This window comes from Macrococcus sp. DPC7161 (genome assembly GCF_004117835.1).
Classification (GTDB): Bacteria; Bacillota; Bacilli; order Staphylococcales; family Staphylococcaceae; genus SDSC01.
Genome location: NZ_SDSC01000009.1, coordinates 1 through 19,046, shown reverse-complemented (window position 1 = coordinate 19,046; position 19,046 = coordinate 1). Strand labels below are relative to the sequence as shown.

Genomic DNA, 19,046 nt, shown 5'->3' with positions numbered 1-19,046 from the left:
ATGTTCACACCATTAAAATCAGTCGATGAAATATTAATCAATTATAAAAACTATATTAAAACATCTAGATTTATTAATGACTCTGAAATTAATGAATTATTTATAAAAGCTTTAGATGAAGAACAATTAGGGAATGGACCATTTCTTGATGTTACAGACTCATTTTTAAAAGGTAAAACTTTAAATGAGTTGATTGATTTAAATGTATTAAGCAGTGAATATAGAAAGTTGAATACTGAACAAAATAAAGCTATATATTTAGATAGACCTTTATATCTTCATCAAGAGAAAGCAATTGATTTAATCTCTACAAATCAACGCAGTGCAGTTATTACAACGGGTACAGGTTCAGGTAAAACGGAATCGTTTTTATATCCTATATTGAATGAATTGATGAAAGAAAAAGAAGCAGGTACACTTTCGCCTGGTGTAAGAACGCTGATTATTTATCCTATGAATGCACTCGCAACAGACCAGATTAAAAGGATAAGATCTTACTTAAAAAATTATCCTGATATTACATACGGTATTTATACTGGTGAAACAGAGAATACTCAAAAGAAAGCTTATGATGTATATAAAGAAATTGAAGGTAAAGAACCACTTAAAAATGAATTAATCTCAAGGGAAGCAATGAAAGCTGAACCACCAAATATAATAATAACAAACTACTCAATGTTAGAATATCTACTTCTTAGACCTGATGACAAAACATTCTTTGAAGGAGAAAATTCGAATCATTGGAGAAATATTGTATTAGATGAAGCCCATACTTATTACGGATCACTAGGAATTGAAGTATCTATGCTACTTTCTCGCTTGAGAGTAGCAATAAAACCTCTGCACCCTATCAAATATATATTAACGAGTGCGACTTTAGGCGATAAGAATTCTGTAGATAAAATTGTAGATTATGCTAATAATTTAACAAACAGTAATGCTTTTGATCATGATTCTATATTATTTGCAGAAAGAGAAAGTATTGAAGCACCAGAAAATGTAGAAATGTTACCAGAAGAATTTTATAAAGAAATTCATAGTAAAATTGAAGATGTTAAAGAAATAAAAAATATTTATAAAAAACATTTTAACAACGATACAATATACGACAGTATTTCGGAAATTTTATTTGATATTGTAACGAAAGATAAGTTCTACTATGATGTTAGAAATACAATTAAAGAGAATCCTTCTATTAATTATATTATTGAACAACACGATATAACAGATAAACGATTAGAAATATTTGTAGATATTGCATCGAAAGCAGAACGCAATGGTGTGAAACCTTTCGATTCAAAATACCATATGTTTATTAGAACGCTTGAAGGCTGTTTTGTAAAATTTGGTCCAAATCCAGAAGTAAGGTTAAAGCCAGTTAAAAATGATAGTGATGGAATAAATTTTTATGAAATCTCTGTTTGTCAGTATTGTGGACAAATCTACTTAACGGGTAATATAGAAACTGGAAAATTTGTACAAGATAAAGAATTAGAGAATCCTCAAACATATATGCTAACTAAAAATATTGATTATCTATCAATCAAAGAGTATGAAATTTATCATTTCTACACTGATAGAGGTCAAGTTGTGCCTATCAAACAAGTTACAAACAATGAAAAATCAACTGAATACTACTTAGTTAAAAAAATAAAAAATAATGGCGAAAAAATTTCTACATGCATTTCATGTAACGCTTTTAATAATAAAGGATTAGTACAAAGTTTTTATTTCGGGAAAAGAGCATCAACGAGTGTTGTTGCTTCAAGCTTGTATAAAATAATTCCAGGAAAAATAAAAAATATTGAAAATAAAGTGATGAAACCTTCTATTTTTAGTCAAAATCAAAAAAATATAGTAACAAACAAAGTAGAATATCCTAAGCAGTTTTTAGTGTTTTCTGATAGCAGACAACAAGCAGCGCATTTTGCATCGTATTTTGAAGATAGACATAATGCGATATTATCTAAGAAATTGTTGTTAAAGTCATTAGATATAGCAAAAGAAGAAAAATTAATAAACACGAATAACGCTTATAAATACGTTGATATTAAAAATATACTTTCTAACCAAGTAAAAGAGCATATGAAATTTTATGATATTAATGAAAATGTGGAAATCATTGCAGATAAAATATTATTATATGAGTTCGTTGCTCGTGACAGAAATAGTTTGAAAAATTTAGGTTTGATTGACATGTATATTGACTTTGAGACAGATGATTTTATGGAACTCAATGAAAATCTCAGTAGAGAAGAAAATATTAGAATATACAATTATATAATGAAACCTTTTATAGATAAGCATGCAGTGACAACGCCTGTGAATTTTTCAGATAGTGACTTAGTAGATATATTTAGAACGAAAAATAGTAATGGATATAATTTTGAAATTGATTCATTTAAAAAATCTAAAAAATTTCTAAAAGGTATGAGAAATTTACTTAGTGAAAATATGAATGAACAAATATTTGGGACAGAAACGAGTCTAGAAGAATTTTTGAATGGTTTTGTTTATCATTTTAGTAATACACATAATCAATTAGAACAGTTTAATGAAAGCAACTATAAAATTAATCGTTTTAAAATTATTATTAGAGATAAAAGAAATGCTGAAATATTTCAATGTGATACTTGTAGAAAAACGCAGCATTATAAAATGAATAACATCTGTATCCATTGTTTAAATGAAGGATTAACAAAGAAAGAAAGTCCTATGTCAATTTCTGAAAACATACATTATAGCAACATCTATTCTGATAATTATTTAGAAGGATTGATTATTAAAGAGCATACCGCTCAAATAGATCCTCATACTGCTAAAGAATATCAAAGAAACTTTATCGATAAGAAAATCAATATACTAAGTTGCTCTACAACTTTTGAAATGGGTGTAGATGTTGGTGACTTAGAGACAGTTTTTATGAGAAACACTCCACCTTCACCTGCTAACTATGTTCAAAGAGCTGGAAGGGCTGGAAGAAGTGCAGACGCAGCAGCATTTATATTGACTTTCTGTGCAAATTCGAGTCACGATTTAAATTATTTCAAATATCCACTTGATATGATTAGAGGGAAAATAACACCACCAATATTTGATAGAAACAATAAAAAAATATTGAATAGACATTTAAATGCAGTCGTTCTTTCTGAGTTTTGGAGAGCAAATCCTGAATCATTCTCTAAGGTAAAAAATTTATTTGATGAAAAGACAATCACATTATTATTAGAATTTATTAAAGAAAACGAGAGTGTATTAAGAAAAAAGATGAAATCAGTTTGTCCTGAGAAATCTTTGGATTACTTAGATGTATATTTTGAAATAATAAAAACAGATGAATCATCTATAATGCAAGAATACATTTTATACAAATCAGAAATAGAAGAATTAGAAAATATTATAGATGCACACATCAATTCTAAAAATAGAAAATACGATATTCTCGAAATTAATAATGTGGAAAAAGCAAGAAGAAGTCTTGAAGAAGAAAGAATAATATCATATCTTAGTAGAAAAAATGTATTGCCTAAATATGGATTTCCAGTTGATACAGTAGAATTGAATACAAATAACAATTTGAAAAAACTAAGGTTAACAAGAGATTTAAGTCAAGCAATCAGTGAGTATGCTCCAGGTTCTCAAGTTATCGCAGATGGAAAAATCTATACAAGCAGATATATTAATTTACAACGAAACAAGGCTATAAAGTTAGAAGAATATGCACTTGTACAATGTACAAAGGCTAGTTGTAAGCACATTAATATTGCGTTATTAGAAAAGAAAGATAATCTAAAGACTTGTCGTTTATGTGGATCTAACTTAAATGGTCGATTAGAAGTAATGCTAGTTCCTAGACAAGGATTTACAGCAGAATACGAATCAAAAGTAGCAAAAGATCTACCACCTATTTCAAGTCCAAGAAGTGATGTTTTTTATGTAGGTAATTCTTCGGTGGAAGTAGAAGAAAAATTCTTGAAATACGGTATAAAAATTAAGTCTTCTAAAAATGATGAATTAATGCTAGTTAGTAAAGTTAATTTTAGAACTTGTGAAGAATGTGGTTACACAGTTAATCATGAAAAAGGGGTTAAAAGTCATAAGAATAAGTACGGATATAAATGTGATGGTAAAGTAACGAAAGATATTCAATTAGGTCATATTTTTAAAACAGATGTACTAGTAATAGAATTAGACATTGTACTAGATATTACTTCGAGAATCGGTTTACTGCATGCGTTGCTTGATAGTATTAGTACTACTTTACATATTGAAAGAAAAGACATTTCAGGTACTACTGAAGTATTCTTCGATAAAGATGTACAAAAAACTAATATTGTTTTGTTTGACAATGTTCCTGGCGGTGCTGGTCATGTAAAAAGATTATTTGATTCTAAGAATGAATCACTTATCGAAGAAATATTTAGAACTGCTAAAGACAAATTGAAAAATTGTGAATGCGATGAAGATTCATCATGTTATCATTGTTTAAGAAATTATCAAAATCAGAAATTCCATGATAAATTATCAAGAAAAGAAATTATCAAAACAATTGAATCGATTACAGGGGAGATGTTTTAATTATGTAATAATTATTTATTAATATTGCTATATAGTTTATCTTCATAATAAATTACTAATTTTAAACCTACTAAGATATCATATATTGAATCTTAGTAGGTTAATTTTATGCATTATATTTGTATTTAATATTCCTCAAAATCTTCTGCAACGTACATTGTCTGGCTAAATAATTGGTATGTATATTGCATTTGTTTGATTTTCGTTTGTATATGTTGGTTGAGTGCATAATCTGTACAATAGATAAAGCATCCTTTTTGTCCTCTTGTGAGTAAGGTTCTATATGTATTTCTAATGATATCATCAGCTGCTTTTGTATAGTATTCTTTATCTTTTTTTATACCACTTTTGATTCCATTGAGCGATTTATCTGTTTTAGCACGTTTTGTGAAATCAGTAATGACTTTACCATCTTCAAATCTTAAATCATCACCAATGATTACACCAACATAATCAAATTCTAACCCTTGTGTGGTATGGATACATCCGATTTCATTAACTGAATTTTTACCAATTGCCCATGGTTCTTTACTAGATAAGTTCCAACTCATTTCAAAATTGTATTCTGGAATTTCTATGTCTTTAACATTTGAGTTATCTTTACCTTCTTTTTTCCATTCCCAACAATATCCTGCTAGCATTCTTGCTTTATTATTTATTAAATTAAGTTTTTGGATTTCTTCATACATTAATTGTGGGTTATCAAATACTCTTAAATCATAGTCAAAACCTTCGAATCCATTATCATTTGCTGTTTTTCTGATTTCAAGTAAGTTATCTACCCATGCTAAATAACCGTCTGAGCCATTACATCTGAATTGTGATTGTAGTTCCATTTCTGTTATTTCACTGTTCAATTCTTCCGCATACTTTTTGATGTTTTCTATTGATCCGATATCTTTTAGAGTTACTTTTTGATGTTCATCTATAAAGAAAAGTGAGAATTTGGATGAAAAGATGATTTCTTTAATTTGATTTTCACCTAGATTTGAAAATAGGCCGGATTTTGCATTTAATCGATGTGATTCATCGACTATTAATGCATCAAATTCACTTTCTGGTGCATTATAGTAACTGCCGCTGCCTTTGAATAGGTTGTCTATTTGTGTTTTTCGATAATCACCTTTCAATTTTATTGAATATACATCTCTTGGTGCTGAGTTTTTTGTAACATATTGTACGACCATTGATCTACGAGTTAATTCTACGAGTAAATTAATTGCTAATACTGACTTACCTGTACCTGGACCACCTTTAACAACTAATGTTTGTCTTGTATTTGTTCTAATAGCTTTATTTGCAAGTTGTAAAGCTGTTTCATATATTAACTTTTGGTCATCAATCATAATAAATTCTTGATTACCTTTTAACATACTTGATAATGTATCCTGTAGAGATTTTGAAGGCTTGATTTTCCCATTTTCTATTTTATAAATACCTTCTTTATTATCTCCGTATTTAATATATTTTTTAATAAAAGCTCTTAATTTCGCAGACTGTCCTTTTGTAAAGATTGGTGCTTTATCAACATAGAATGAATAACTTTTATCTAATAATGGATCACCTTTTTCTATATCAGATATATAGTTATGTAAATATGCAGATGGTATTAGTTTTATGTTTTCATTTTGTACAGTTTGGTTATAGTCTTCAATTAATGAAGCATAAGACCAAGCTTGATATGATGGGTGTGTTGTTTCCGCATAACCATGTTGGAATCTAGTGCGAACGATGCCTTCTTTATCAACTTTTTCAACGCTATTCCATTGTTTTAATTCTACAACTACTACATTAGCGTTGATATCATCTTTACCACTGATTAAAAAATCAACACGCTTAGATGTATAGGGGATTTTGAATTCGATAGCAACACCAGAGTCTTCAGGAATTTCAGGATCCATCATAACATTGTGCATATATTGCATTGAATTATCCCATGAACGTACTTCTCGTTCATTTATATTCCCGATTTTTGCTTTGTAGTTATTGATAATATTATTTACAAGTGTTTCATCATAAACATCTTTTAAAAACTCTTTTTTTGTCGCTTCATAGACTATCATTCAATCACTCCTGTAAATTTCAGTTAAAAATATTATATAATATTCTAAAAGGATGTGTAGATAATGAATAAAGAAATAATTGATTTAATCAATCAATTTAGAGCAGAAAGAAACTGGAATCAATATCATAATCCAAAAGACTTATCACTTTCATTGTCATTAGAAGCGGCTGAGTTATTAGAAAATTTTCAATGGATCTCAAGTGAAGAGGCTGTTGAAAAGAATAGAGAAAATATTGCAGAAGAATTAGCTGATGTATTTATCTATGGCATTCAATTGGCAGAAGAAATGGGCTTTGATATTGAAGAGATAATTAGAGAGAAAGTTAAGAAGAATGGGGAGAAGTATAAAATTTAAATGCTATGTTAATTTACTATTAATAATAATAAGAGTGCAAAAACGGCTTAAGTATTTGATAAACAAAAAGTAGAAATTATAGAAGTTTGTATAGTAAACAGGAGTTCAAATTTGAACTCCTGTTTATTTTTTTTATTACTAAGACGAATCAATAACACACCTTGTAAATTGTGATATTATAAATCAAAAGGAGGAATATTATGGAATATATTCTAATTGCAGTTGGTATCATTATATGCAGTTTGTTCATTTTTTTAGTCGCGAAACTTATGCACAAATTAGCAAAACTGAAAATAAAATTACAAACATTTTATATGATTATTATGTCGATATTGTTACTGCCAGCACTAACAATATTAATTTATAAAGAAATCGGTAATTATTGGTCAAGTCCGACTGAAGAAGATTCAAGACGACTAGGGGAGATGACTGCTAAAACGATTTATAGCCCAGATTATAAAAGAATTGAACGTGAAGAAACCATTTATGGAATCGCACCTTTAATCTCAAGATTTAACCGACCGAAAGATAGCTATATTTATTACGTAAATGTATATACGAACAAAGATACTTATATGTTTTCGTGCGATGAAAACACTTGGGTGAAAGTACCTAAATGTAAAAAAGTTAGTATTGGTAGCTGGAGTGGCGTAACGGACTATGAGGGTGGAAAGACATTTTTCAAAGGGTATGAAGGGTTTAAGGATGGGAAAGAAGAGTAATCAATTTTTAAATATTTGATTCAAAGGTTTATAAGAAATAATTTTTAGAAATATTAATACAAGAATAAATGAGTTTTGTTTCCGTTTTAAAGATCCATTTATTTGGATCTTTTTTATTGGTTTTTATTGAAATATTATTTCTTTTTATAGTTAAATAAAAACATATATTGAAATTTAATTTCTTGAAATGTTATAATGTAACCGATTACAAACGTAGGAGATGATTACTTGCTAGGATTCTCAGTTTATTTAAGTAACATAGATACAGCGTACATTCGAAAGATGTTAGACAAGGGATTTAATACAATCTTTACTTCATTACAAATTCCTGAAGAGGATATCAATGACAAGTTTCAATTATTGAAAGATTTAAAGAATTTCGTTGGGAATGAAGCGACTTTAATTGTTGATATTAATCCTAGAATTTTTGATGAAATTGAAGCAAGAATAAATGATGAAGATCAGTTAGGGTTTGATGCAGTTCGATTTGACGAGTCTGATGATTTGGAGCGAATTGTAAATTGGAGTAAGCATTCAAAAGTTGTTTTAAATGCAAGTACAGATGCATTAAGTGTTCTCAGAGGTTTAAAGGATATGCACTTTGATTACTCGAAAGTGATTGTGATGCATAATTATTATCCACGTCCTGAAACTGGGTTGGATGCTGATTTCTTTTATAAACAGAATGCTGAATTGAAAAGGGATTTTCCTGATGTGAATCTGTTAGCGTTTGTTTGTGGAAGTGATTTAAGGGGTCCGGTTTGTAAAGGGTTGCCTACTGTTGAGAATCATAGAGATTTGAAGCAGATTATTGCATACAAACAGTTAAAGGATATGCTTGTTGATATCGTTGTGATTGGTGATACAGCAATTAATGATTTTGAGATGGATGTGTTAAGTGATTATATAACTGGTGATTGTCTAATGTTGAGAGCTGAGATTGATAATGGCTATGATTATTTATTTGATATGGTTCATTATAATCGTCTGGATGTTGCTCGTGATGTTGTTAGGTCAAAGGATCACAGAAAGTTATTTAAAGATGAAGTTGTTCCAAATCATTGTATCGAACGTAGTAAAGGTTCAATTACTTTAGATAATCATTTATATGGCAGATATATGAATGAACTTCAAATTACGAAATGTGATTTACCTGCAAATGAAGCTGTGAATGTTATTGGAAATGTAATTGAAGAAGATTTAGATTTAATCGAACTTATTGATAGTGGTACAAAATTTAAATTTGTAAGGAAGTGAGCATATGGATTTAAACAAGTTAGCGACAGAACAAAGAAATGAGCATACGATGGCGCTTGATACGTTAAGTCCACTTGAATTTGTCACAGTGATGAATCAAGAGGATCAAAAGGTTGCAATTGCTATTGAGAAAGTGAAACATCTCATTGCTGATTTAATTGAAGAGAGTACGAAAAGGTTTAAAATGGGTGGTCGCCTAATTTATATGGGGGCTGGTACTAGTGGACGTTTAGGTGTGTTGGATGCTGCTGAATGTGTCCCTACTTTCGGTACAACGCCAGATCAAGTGATTGGTTTAATTGCTGGTGGTGAGAAAGCTATGACGGTTGCTGTTGAAGGTGCTGAAGATGATGCTTTACTTGGTGAAAGTGATTTAAGACATTTAAATATTACGAGTAAAGATATTGTCATCGGTATTGCAGCGAGTGGTAGGACACCATATGTTATTGGAGGTTTGAATTATGCAAATAAAGTTGGTGCATTAACAGGATCAATTTCATGCAATCCAGATTCAGCTATCGGCAAGATTGCAACGCATCCTATTGATGTGTCAGTAGGTCCAGAGATTCTAACTGGTTCAACAAGATTAAAGTCAGGTACTGCACAGAAGTTGATTTTAAATATGATATCGACAGGCATTATGGTTGGTATTGGTAAGGTTTATCAGAATCTAATGATTGATGTACAGCCTACAAATGAGAAACTTGTAGAAAGAAGTATTGGCATTATTGGTGAGGTAACGGGATTAAACAAAGGTGAAGCAACTGAATTGTTTTATGAAAGTGATAAACAAGTAAAAGTTGCGATTGTGATGGGATTAAATCATGTTTCTAAAGTGGAAGCAATGAATATTTTAAATAAAAATAATGGATTTATTAGATCTAATGAGGAAGGAATGAGTTAGATGACGAAAGAACAAATGATTGCTAAAGGGATCCTAGAACATGTTGGTGGTAAAGAAAACTTAGAAAAAGTCATTCATTGTATGACACGTGTTCGTATGAGTATTATTGATTATTCTAAAGTGGATATTGAAGGTTTAAAAGCTGTAGATGGTGTGATGGGGATAGTTGAAGATGACATGCTTCAAGTTGTTGTTGGCCCGGGAACAGTGAATAAAGTTGCCAATGAAATGAGTAGTATGATTGGTGTGCCACTAGGTGAAGAGATTCAACATAAAAGTAATAAAGAACGTGTAAATCATGAAGCAAAACTTGTTAAAGAAGATATTAATCGACGCAATGATAGTAAGTTTAAGAGGATATTGAGATCCATTGCTAATATCTTTGTACCTTTAATTCCAGCATTCGTAGGTGCAGGTTTAATTGGTGGTATTGCAGCAGTTTTATCTAATATGATTGTTGGTAAGCAATTAGATGCCGGTACTTGGCAAATGTATGTTGATGTATTGAATATTATTAAAAATGGCTTATTTGCATATTTAGTAATTTATGTTGGTATTAATGCTGCAAAAGAATTTGGAGCAACACCTGGATTAGGTGGTGTCATTGGTGGAACGACATTATTAATGGGCATGAACCCTGAAAGTCCAATTAAAAATATCTTTAACGGTCAACCATTAGCACCAGGTCAAGGTGGGATTATTGGTGTTGTATTTGCTGTATGGATTTTATCTCTTTTAGAACGTAAATTACATAAAATCGTTCCAAATGCAGTAGACATTATTGTGACACCTTTCATTACATTACTCATTATGGGACTTGCTACAATTTTCTTAATTATGCCTCTTGCTGGATTTGTATCAAACGGTCTAGTAGGAACAATTAACTGGGTATTAGCCATTGGTGGTCCAATTAGTGGATTTATTTTAGGGGCGACATTCTTACCACTTGTTATGTTTGGACTACACCAAGTTTTAACACCTATTCATATTGAAATGATTAACCAATCACATGCGACTTATTTATTGCCAATCCTAGCAATGGCAGGAGCTGGTCAAGTTGGAGCAGCAATTGCTTTATGGGTTAGATGTAGAAAGAATAGTAACTTAATCAATCTAATTAAAGGTGCATTACCGGTTGGTATATTAGGAATTGGAGAACCGTTGATTTATGGTGTGACATTACCTCTAGGTAGACCATTTATTACGGCTTGTATTGGTGGCGGTATTGGCGGTGCAGTCATTGGAGGGATTGGTAAGATTGGTGCAGTAGCGATTGGTCCAAGTGGTATTAGCTTATTACCATTAATTTCTGATAATATGTATTTAGGATACATTGCTGGTCTACTTGCAGCATATGCAGGAGGATTTGTATTCACTTATTTCTTTGGTACTACAAAAGAAATGAGAGCAAAACAATAAACATATTGGGGTAGAATCATGAATCCATTAATGTATATTAAAGAACATATGAATCAATTAACGAAACAAGAACAACGTGTAGCAAACTATGTCATTGATTATCCAGATGAAGCGGTGCAACTAAGTGCTCAAGAAATAGGGGATAATACGAATACAAGTTCAGCAACAGTCATCAGATTTATAAAGAAGATGAATTATAAGGGATTAAGTGATTTCAAAGTCACAATATCAAGACATATTCCTGATGATGAAGTAAGTGTTTTTAAACGTATTGAAAAAGATGAAACGATTAAAAGTTTAAAACATAAACTAATGTCTCGAGCGACTTATTCAATGGAAATGACAGAGCATACGATAGACGATGATTCAGTTGATCAAATAGTCAGCGCGATAGAACAAGCAAAAGTAATTGTCGTTTTTGGGATAGGAGCATCAAATTTAGTTGCACAAGACTTCTATCAGAAATTTTTGAGATTAGGATTAAATGTTCAACATTCATTAGACACACATTTAATCTCTGGAACAATTGGTTCATTTCAAGAAGACGCATTATTTATAGGGATTACAAGCGGCGGAAACAATAAAGAAGTTGAGAAATTAATGCATATTTGTAAAACATATAATGCAAAAAGTGTATGTATTACAAGCAATGAAGAAAGTAAGTTGGCAGAACTGGCTGATTATCAAATCATTCACGATGCCAGTACAGAAGAGAGTCTCAGATATGCAGCAACAAGCTCTTTAATGGCTCAACTGTTCACAGTGGATGTGATTTTCTATGCGTATTTAGTAAAGCATTATGAAGCAAATAAAAAGATGATTAATGCGACAAAAGAAGCGGTGCAGGAATTTAAGAGTAAATAATAGATTTGAAATAAAGTGCACTCCTAAAGTTGATTATTTAGATTCAACTTTAGGGGTGTTTTTTAGTTTTGAGTTTTTTCTTCTTAAAATAAAGTATTTAATACGAAGTATATTTCTTAAATAAAATGAATTATTTTTTCAAATTCAAAATTGTGCACAAAAGATGATATTAATTATGAAAGCGTTTCATTCTATACTGAGCTTATCAAATAAGGAGGTCGTAGAAATGGAACAATGGTTAGGTTTAAATGAAAAAGTAGCAATTGTTACAGGTGGTAGCTCAGGTATTGGACGTCAAATTGTTTTATCATTATTGGAACAAGGTGCATATGTTTATAATGCAGATTTAAATGATCAAACACTAGAAAATTCCAATTATCGATTTATCAAAACAGATGTGTCAAATTATGAAAATGTTGTGTCAACAATCCATACTATCTTGGAAGAACGAAGCAAAATTGATATTTTAGTTAATAATGCGGGTATCAATTTACCAAGAATGCTTGTCGATGTTAAGGGTGAAAAACCACAATACGAGATAAATGAGCCAGATTTAGATTTAATGTTTAATGTTAATTTGAAAGGACCAGTCTTCTTTGCTCAAGAAGTAAGTAAATATTTTGTACAGAACGATGGCGGTGTTATTGTTAACGTAGCGAGCGAAGCAGGTCAAGAAGGTTCTGAAGGTCAAAGTATTTATGCAGCTACTAAGGCAGCGTTAATCGGATTTACGCGTAGTTGGGCAAAAGAACTGGGCAAACATAATATTAGAGTTGTTGCTATCGCGCCAGGAATATTAGAAGAAACGGGTCTAAGAACACCTGCCTACGAAGAAGCATTAGCATACACAAGAAACATTACAGTTGATCAATTAAATGGTGATTATTCGAAATCTATTCCAATTCGACGAGTAGGTAAATTACAAGATGTTGCTGATTTAGTATGTTATTTAAGTTCTGAACGTTCAAATTACATTACAGGCACTACGATTAATATATCTGGTGGTAAATCAAGAGGCTAAAACAGAAAGTAGGGAGATTATGGAGTTAACTAAAAAGCATATTTCAATTATTGAATCTCTATTTTCTCAAGATGTTCCTGAAGAACGTTTAGCCTTTAATCTTAATATTTCAGTTAGAACTTTAGGGAATTATTGTTTACAAATACAAACGTATTTTGGACAGATTGTTTCTATTGATAAACGTTTTGGTTCATATTGTTTAACGATTGTGGATTCAAATCAGTTTAAAACAAAGTATCAAAAATTAGTTGAATCAATAGAACTTGATGCACAAACCTTACTGAGAAGGAAGGGGCAAGTCTTTCAATATTTATTATGCCATGAGATATCAAATATTGATGATATTGCAGATGAATTATTCTTAAGTAAAGCTAGTACTGTGAAAGTCATTCAAAGTTTAAAATCGGAACTTGGTCCATTTCAAGTTGACATTAATGGCATAACAAATGTAGGTATTTTACTTCATGGTGAAGAATATCAAATTAGAAAAGCAGTAATTGAGATTTTTCCAGAGATCATTGCAAATCATTCGATTTCAGAAGAGGTAATGCATTGTATTAAAGAAGTAGAAAAGAAATATCATTTAGAAAGTACTACAATTGAAAATTTACTTAATGCAATAAAAGTCACTGAAATGAGAATGGCAAGTGGACATTTTATAACCAACGCTTTACAAGTTGACCCATTTGTTTATCATTCTGATTATTTTAATGATTTTCGAGAAGTTTTAAACATTTGGAAATCTACTTTTGAAAAAGAAGATCTCATACAAGAATTAATGTTAGTCGTTCTACAGTTAATTGGTAGACGTGCTACGATTATGGACCAGTTAAATAAAACGAAACAAAATGAAGTAATAGATATTATTATTCAGGAGACGATTAAGGATATCAATTATTTTTATCAAATAAAGATTGATGATGCATTATTTTCTCATGACATTAAATTACATTTGATTCAAATGATTAACCGTTTAATCTTCAAAATTGAGTTAAAGGATAATACGATACAAAACATTCAATTTAAATATCCTTTTGCATATGAATTATCGAAGGTACTAGCAGATCAAATTAAGAAACAGACAGAAGTTGACGTACCTGAAAACGAATTAAGCTTTATTGCACTATACTTTAGTGTCTACCTTGAAGAAATTGACCGAGCACTCAAATCTATTGAAAAAGTTGCTGTTATTACAGATCAAGGATTAAGTACAACTAAATTGATAACTTCTTATTTAAAGAATATTTTTACCACGAATACACAAATCGACGTATTTCCTCAAGATGCATTAACTAAAAGTTTAGTCGATCAATATAAGTTGGTTGTTTCGAGTGTGCAGGTTCATCAAATGTTTAATAAAGTTGTTTATATTGATGATATATTAGACCAGGCATTGTTGAAGTCTAAAATTGAGCAATTTTTAATCTATAAGGATGTTAACAACAAGAAATATAATAACCATAGTACAATATTGTCTCATTTATCACCTGATGATTTTTATTTAGTAGAAAGCGATAATTATGAAACTGTCATTAATACATTATGTGACGAATTAATAAATGAAGGTCATGTTAATGAAACGTTTAAAAGTAAGTTGATTAGTAAGGAAAACGAGCGCTCAACAATCAATGGTGCTATTGGTTTCCCGCATACTGATTATGATGGGAATGCACTCTTAGTGAAAATTGCTTTAATACCATCATCAATAAAGTGTGGTCAAAATTTAAAGATGGTAATTTTAATAGGTATTCCGAATCAGAATGTAAACGAAGCTGTACTGATTCGAATTTATGAGGAAATTTTATATATTAGTTCAAATGACTATTTCATTAACAAACTTGATGGTGTAAAGCATTATGTTGATTTTGTAAAACTAGTAAATCAGGAAATGAGGTTGTAATATGTTTTTTATTCTATTGATAGTAATGTTAGCAATTGGATTTGGTGTTCAATATGTATTAGGTATCTTTCAAATTAAAAATTTCAATAAGAACTACATTGAAATGCGTGAAAAGGGTCGTGTATCGATTGGTAGAAGACCATCTATATTTAAATCAGGTACATTAGTGCTCATTCAAATTAATGGTAAGAATGAAATTGAAGAAATGCGTTATATGCAAGGTGTCACAGTATTTGCAAAATTTAAGAAGCTTAAAGGGCTTGAAGGTAAAAAAATTAATCAAATTAAATGTCAGGATTTATCACACTATAATAAATTACTTACGAAAGCTATTTTAGATGCACAACACACATTTAATGTGATTCAAAGTGGCGGAGAAATTAAATCAATTCCATCGCCTTTAATGCGTGTTGTTAACAACGTAAATGGCTTAGTAAAAAAGAGAGGGGTCAATTAGATGGATTTTATCGTTAAGTTAGCAGAAGGATTTATCAAGTTATTCCAGACAGGTGCGGATACATTTATTAGTTGGATGACATCTATCGTGCCTTTAGTTTTAATGCTATTAATCGCTATGAATACATTAATTCAATTAATCGGTGAGGAAAGAATTAATAAGATTGCACAGAAATCAGCAGGAAATCCGTTTTTGAGATATTTAGTGTTGCCTTTACTAGGATCATTTATGTTAGCAAACCCAATGGTTCATTCATTAGGAAGATTTATGCCAGAGAAATACAAGCCGAGTTATTTCGCTTCAGCAGCACAGTTTGCACATACGAGTAATGGGTTATTTCCACATATCAATCCGGCTGAATTATTTATATTTTTAGGTATTGCAAATGGGATTAAACAACTCGATTTACCTATGACAGACTTAGCAGTGCGCTATATGATCGTCGGAATTATCCTCAACTTTATTGGCGGTTGGGTAACAGATTTCACAACAAGTTTTGTAGAGAAACAACAAGGTGTTAAATTAAGTAAAGAAGTTCACTTAGAAGGGAAGTAATGGTTATGTCAAATAAAGCTAGAATCGTTAAAGGGTCTGGCGGATTCGGTGGCCCATTGGAAATAGGTGTAAACGGTGAAAAAGATAAATTAGTTTATATTACAGGTGGCCATAAACCAGCGATTGTAGATAAGATTTGTGAAATTACTGGAGCAACAGCTGTAAATGGATTTGAAACTTCTGTGCCTGAAAGTGAAATCATGGCTGCGGTAATTGATTGTGGTGGTACTTTAAGATGTGGTATCTATCCTCAAAAAGGGATACCAACTATCAACATTATGGCGACAGGTAAAAGTGGTCCTTTAAGACAATATATCACTGAATCAATTTATGTATCAAATGTAGATGTAGATCAAGTAAGTGTAGCAGGGGATAATGATACACCAGTTACACCGGTTGTTGAACAAAAGACGGTTCAACCTAAATATTCAGCGGATAAGAAAATCATGGAAACAAGAGCTGAACAAGAAAATAAAAGTTTATTAACTAAAATCGGCTTAGGGGCAGGTAAAGTTATTAATACATTTTATCAAGCATCACGTGATGCAGTTGAAACAATGTTACATACGATTATTCCATTTATGGGATTTGTAGCATTATTAATTGGTATCATACAAGGATCAGGTATTGGTGATATGTTCGCGCATGTTATGTCACCATTGGCAGGCACGATTTGGGGCTTGATGGCTATCGGATTTATTTGTTCATTACCATTTTTAAGTCCTTTATTAGGTCCTGGAGGGGTTATCGGACAAGTATTAGGAACATTAATTGGTGTTGAAATTGGTAAAGGTAATATACCACCGAATTTAGCATTACCAGCATTATTTGCAATTAATACTCAAAATGCTTGTGATTTTATCCCCGTTGGTTTAGGATTAGCTGAAGCAGAAACAAAGACAATTGAGGTAGGTGTGCCATCTGTACTTTATTCTAGATTTTTAAATGGTGCACCGAGGGTATTTATCGCTTGGTTAGCAAGTTTTGGATTATATGATTAGCAATAAGGAGGCAATATAAAAATGTACCAAACTGTAGTGAAATCAATAGGAAAAGATGCGACTGCATTCAATGCTGAAAAAATGGTTATCTTATTTGGGGAAAATGCACCGCAAGAATTAGTAGATTATTGCTACATCATTGAAGTAAATAATGTCGATACAATTACTGAAGAACAAAGATTATATATTGATGGTGAATCATATGAAATTACTAAAGTAGGGAACTCAGTAATTAAAAATTTAAATGATTTAGGACATATTACATTGAAGTTTGATGGTAGTACTGAAGCAGAACAATCTGGGACATTGTATTTGGAAGATAAGGCATTACCTACGATTACAGTGGGAAGCAGTATAATAATTAGATAAGGTGAATCGTTTGTAAAAACCCAAAACACTTAAATTGGTGTTTTGGGTTTTTCTATTTCATATTATCAATTTATATTTACTAGTCTATTTCTATAGTTTATGATTATTTTAATGTTATAAAATAGAGCATCATAAATTGGGAACAAAGAGGGGTTAACTTTTGTTTGAGTTATTTCAAGAAATATTTTGGGGATGCCTACTGAGTGCATTGTTATTAAGTGTTAGTTTTGTGATGATTTTTAGAGAACGTTTTTCAAAAGATTTCCAAGAAAAATATTTGTCATATTGGCAATTACGTCAGACATTTATGGCATGGATTGTGTTCTTGCCTGTAGGACTAATGTCATTCTTTCATACTTTAAAACGAGTAATTCAATTCATAAAATTAATGTTGTATTCTTAGGTTTCTTACGCATTTACAAAATAACTTAGAAAAGCATTCTTTAAAGTGATAAAAAATTAAGCAAAGTAGCATATAAAATTTAAAAATCACTAATCTTGAATGAAGTGAAAGAGGGCGTATTGATTGAAGTATAACATTGATGAAATTATTAGTTTTTCAGGTGAAGACAAGACTTCGGAATCAAAAGTAACTAGATATGCTATTCGTGTGTATTTTATTCTATCATTTATATTTCTGTTTTGGATGATTGCAAAATACTCGGAACATTTTCTATTATGGATTACGATATACGTTGTAGGTAATATATTGGTGTTTATGGTATCTCTATTTTTTATTATAAATATTAGTAATAGAAGATATTATTTAAGCCATGTGAAGCCAATGAATGATGCAATTAATCAATATAAGAAGGACAAGGATCCATATATGCTTCTAGATAGTTTGCTATCCATTAAAAGTTTAATAGATAGTAAAAAATATTTAAATATATGGAAATTGAACATATATACCGCTTTGTATGAAATGAAAGAATATGAAGATGCTTATAAATTACTTGATAGTCTACAAGAAAATAACGATGATTTAAATGATACTATCATATTAGAAAAACAATTATGTAAGAAACAGTTAATACAATCATTGATATTCAAATTAAAGGATATCGAGTCTTCTAAGCATTTTTCAAGTTCGTAACAAGGTACACTAAAAGAATTTTAGAGACATATAGTTGTATCATCATTAATATAGTTACTTTATAAGGGTAGTAGAAATGATGTTAGACTAATTAACGCACAAAGTGAATTGATAATAAATAAATTATAATAATATCAATTTACGGGAGTGTCTGTCATGACTAAAAGATGATATGATCATAATTTTAAGACTGTGTCCGACTGAAGAACAAAGTTTATATATTGATGGTAGTACTGAAGCAGAACAATCTGGGACATTGTATTTGGAAGATAAGGCATTACCTACGATTACAGTGGGAAGTACGATAGAAATTCAATAAATTAAATGAAAGAAAAATTAAAGCCTGGAAATAATTTTGAAGTGCACCCCTAAAGTTGAACCTTAAAATTCAACTTTAGGGGTGTTTATTTTGAATAAAAAGCATGAACTTGATTTTAAATTAAGACTTATTAAAGAATATAAAGACGGAAATAATGGCTATGA

The 19,046-nt window shown here is 30.6% G+C and carries 17 protein-coding genes; 16 read left to right on the top strand and 1 reads right to left on the bottom strand.

Annotated elements, in window-relative coordinates:
* The gene (locus ER639_RS10385) at positions 1–4,578 is read left to right on the top strand and encodes a DEAD/DEAH box helicase (protein WP_129065724.1); all 4,578 of its coding nucleotides are present in this window, start codon (positions 1–3) and stop codon (positions 4,576–4,578) included.
* A gap of 125 nt (positions 4,579–4,703) precedes the next feature.
* Here ER639_RS10385 and ER639_RS10380 read toward each other — a convergent pair whose 3' ends face one another.
* Positions 4,704–6,641 carry a DUF2075 domain-containing protein gene (locus ER639_RS10380; RefSeq protein WP_129065723.1) on the bottom strand — a complete coding sequence of 646 codons (1,938 nt, stop codon included), beginning with the start codon at positions 6,639–6,641 and terminating at the stop codon, positions 4,704–4,706.
* 63 nt (positions 6,642–6,704) lie between these two features.
* Here ER639_RS10380 and ER639_RS10375 point away from each other — a divergent pair, with 63 nt between their 5' ends.
* From ER639_RS10375 to ER639_RS12325, 15 genes are all read left to right on the top strand, one after another.
* Positions 6,705–6,998 carry a nucleotide pyrophosphohydrolase gene (locus ER639_RS10375; RefSeq protein ID WP_129065722.1) on the top strand — a complete coding sequence of 98 codons (294 nt, stop codon included), beginning with the start codon at positions 6,705–6,707 and terminating at the stop codon, positions 6,996–6,998.
* Between the two features lie 200 nt (positions 6,999–7,198).
* Positions 7,199–7,720 (top strand): hypothetical protein, encoded by a 522-nt coding sequence (locus ER639_RS10370; protein WP_129065721.1) that lies wholly within the window; start codon positions 7,199–7,201, stop codon positions 7,718–7,720.
* A 228-nt stretch (positions 7,721–7,948) separates the two neighbouring features.
* On the top strand, positions 7,949–8,977 hold the full coding sequence (locus ER639_RS10365; RefSeq protein ID WP_164993428.1) for a MupG family TIM beta-alpha barrel fold protein: 1,029 nt from the start codon (positions 7,949–7,951) through the stop codon (positions 8,975–8,977).
* Positions 8,978–8,981: 4 nt separating this feature from the next.
* A complete protein-coding gene (gene murQ / locus ER639_RS10360; RefSeq protein WP_129065719.1) occupies positions 8,982–9,881 on the top strand; it encodes an N-acetylmuramic acid 6-phosphate etherase in 900 nt (299 codons plus the stop codon).
* A complete protein-coding gene (locus ER639_RS10355; protein ID WP_129065718.1) occupies positions 9,882–11,300 on the top strand; it encodes a PTS transporter subunit EIIC in 1,419 nt (472 codons plus the stop codon).
* Between the two features lie 18 nt (positions 11,301–11,318).
* Positions 11,319–12,164 (top strand): MurR/RpiR family transcriptional regulator, encoded by an 846-nt coding sequence (locus ER639_RS10350; protein WP_129065717.1) that lies wholly within the window; start codon positions 11,319–11,321, stop codon positions 12,162–12,164.
* A gap of 226 nt (positions 12,165–12,390) precedes the next feature.
* Positions 12,391–13,185, top strand: a complete 795-nt coding sequence (locus tag ER639_RS10345) for an SDR family oxidoreductase (protein WP_129065716.1) — start codon at positions 12,391–12,393, stop codon at positions 13,183–13,185.
* A gap of 19 nt (positions 13,186–13,204) precedes the next feature.
* Entirely contained in the window at positions 13,205–15,085 is a 1,881-nt protein-coding gene (locus ER639_RS10340) for a BglG family transcription antiterminator (protein ID WP_129065715.1), read from the top strand.
* A gap of 1 nt (position 15,086) precedes the next feature.
* The gene (locus ER639_RS10335; protein WP_129065714.1) at positions 15,087–15,542 is read left to right on the top strand and encodes a transcriptional regulator GutM; all 456 of its coding nucleotides are present in this window, start codon (positions 15,087–15,089) and stop codon (positions 15,540–15,542) included.
* Positions 15,543–16,097 (top strand): PTS glucitol/sorbitol transporter subunit IIC, encoded by a 555-nt coding sequence (gene srlA, locus ER639_RS10330; protein ID WP_129065713.1) that lies wholly within the window; start codon positions 15,543–15,545, stop codon positions 16,095–16,097.
* Between the two features lie 5 nt (positions 16,098–16,102).
* Positions 16,103–17,098 carry a PTS glucitol/sorbitol transporter subunit IIB gene (gene srlE, locus ER639_RS10325; protein WP_129065712.1) on the top strand — a complete coding sequence of 332 codons (996 nt, stop codon included), beginning with the start codon at positions 16,103–16,105 and terminating at the stop codon, positions 17,096–17,098.
* Between the two features lie 21 nt (positions 17,099–17,119).
* Positions 17,120–17,467 carry a PTS glucitol/sorbitol transporter subunit IIA gene (locus ER639_RS10320; protein ID WP_129065711.1) on the top strand — a complete coding sequence of 116 codons (348 nt, stop codon included), beginning with the start codon at positions 17,120–17,122 and terminating at the stop codon, positions 17,465–17,467.
* A gap of 160 nt (positions 17,468–17,627) precedes the next feature.
* Positions 17,628–17,870: a hypothetical protein gene (locus tag ER639_RS10315; protein WP_129065710.1), complete on the top strand. Its 243-nt coding sequence runs from the start codon at positions 17,628–17,630 to the stop codon at positions 17,868–17,870.
* A 315-nt stretch (positions 17,871–18,185) separates the two neighbouring features.
* Positions 18,186–18,563 (top strand): hypothetical protein, encoded by a 378-nt coding sequence (locus ER639_RS10310; protein ID WP_164993427.1) that lies wholly within the window; start codon positions 18,186–18,188, stop codon positions 18,561–18,563.
* Between the two features lie 172 nt (positions 18,564–18,735).
* A complete protein-coding gene (locus ER639_RS12325; protein ID WP_164993426.1) occupies positions 18,736–18,882 on the top strand; it encodes a PTS glucitol/sorbitol transporter subunit IIA family protein in 147 nt (48 codons plus the stop codon).
* Positions 18,883–19,046: the final 164 nt, after the last annotated feature.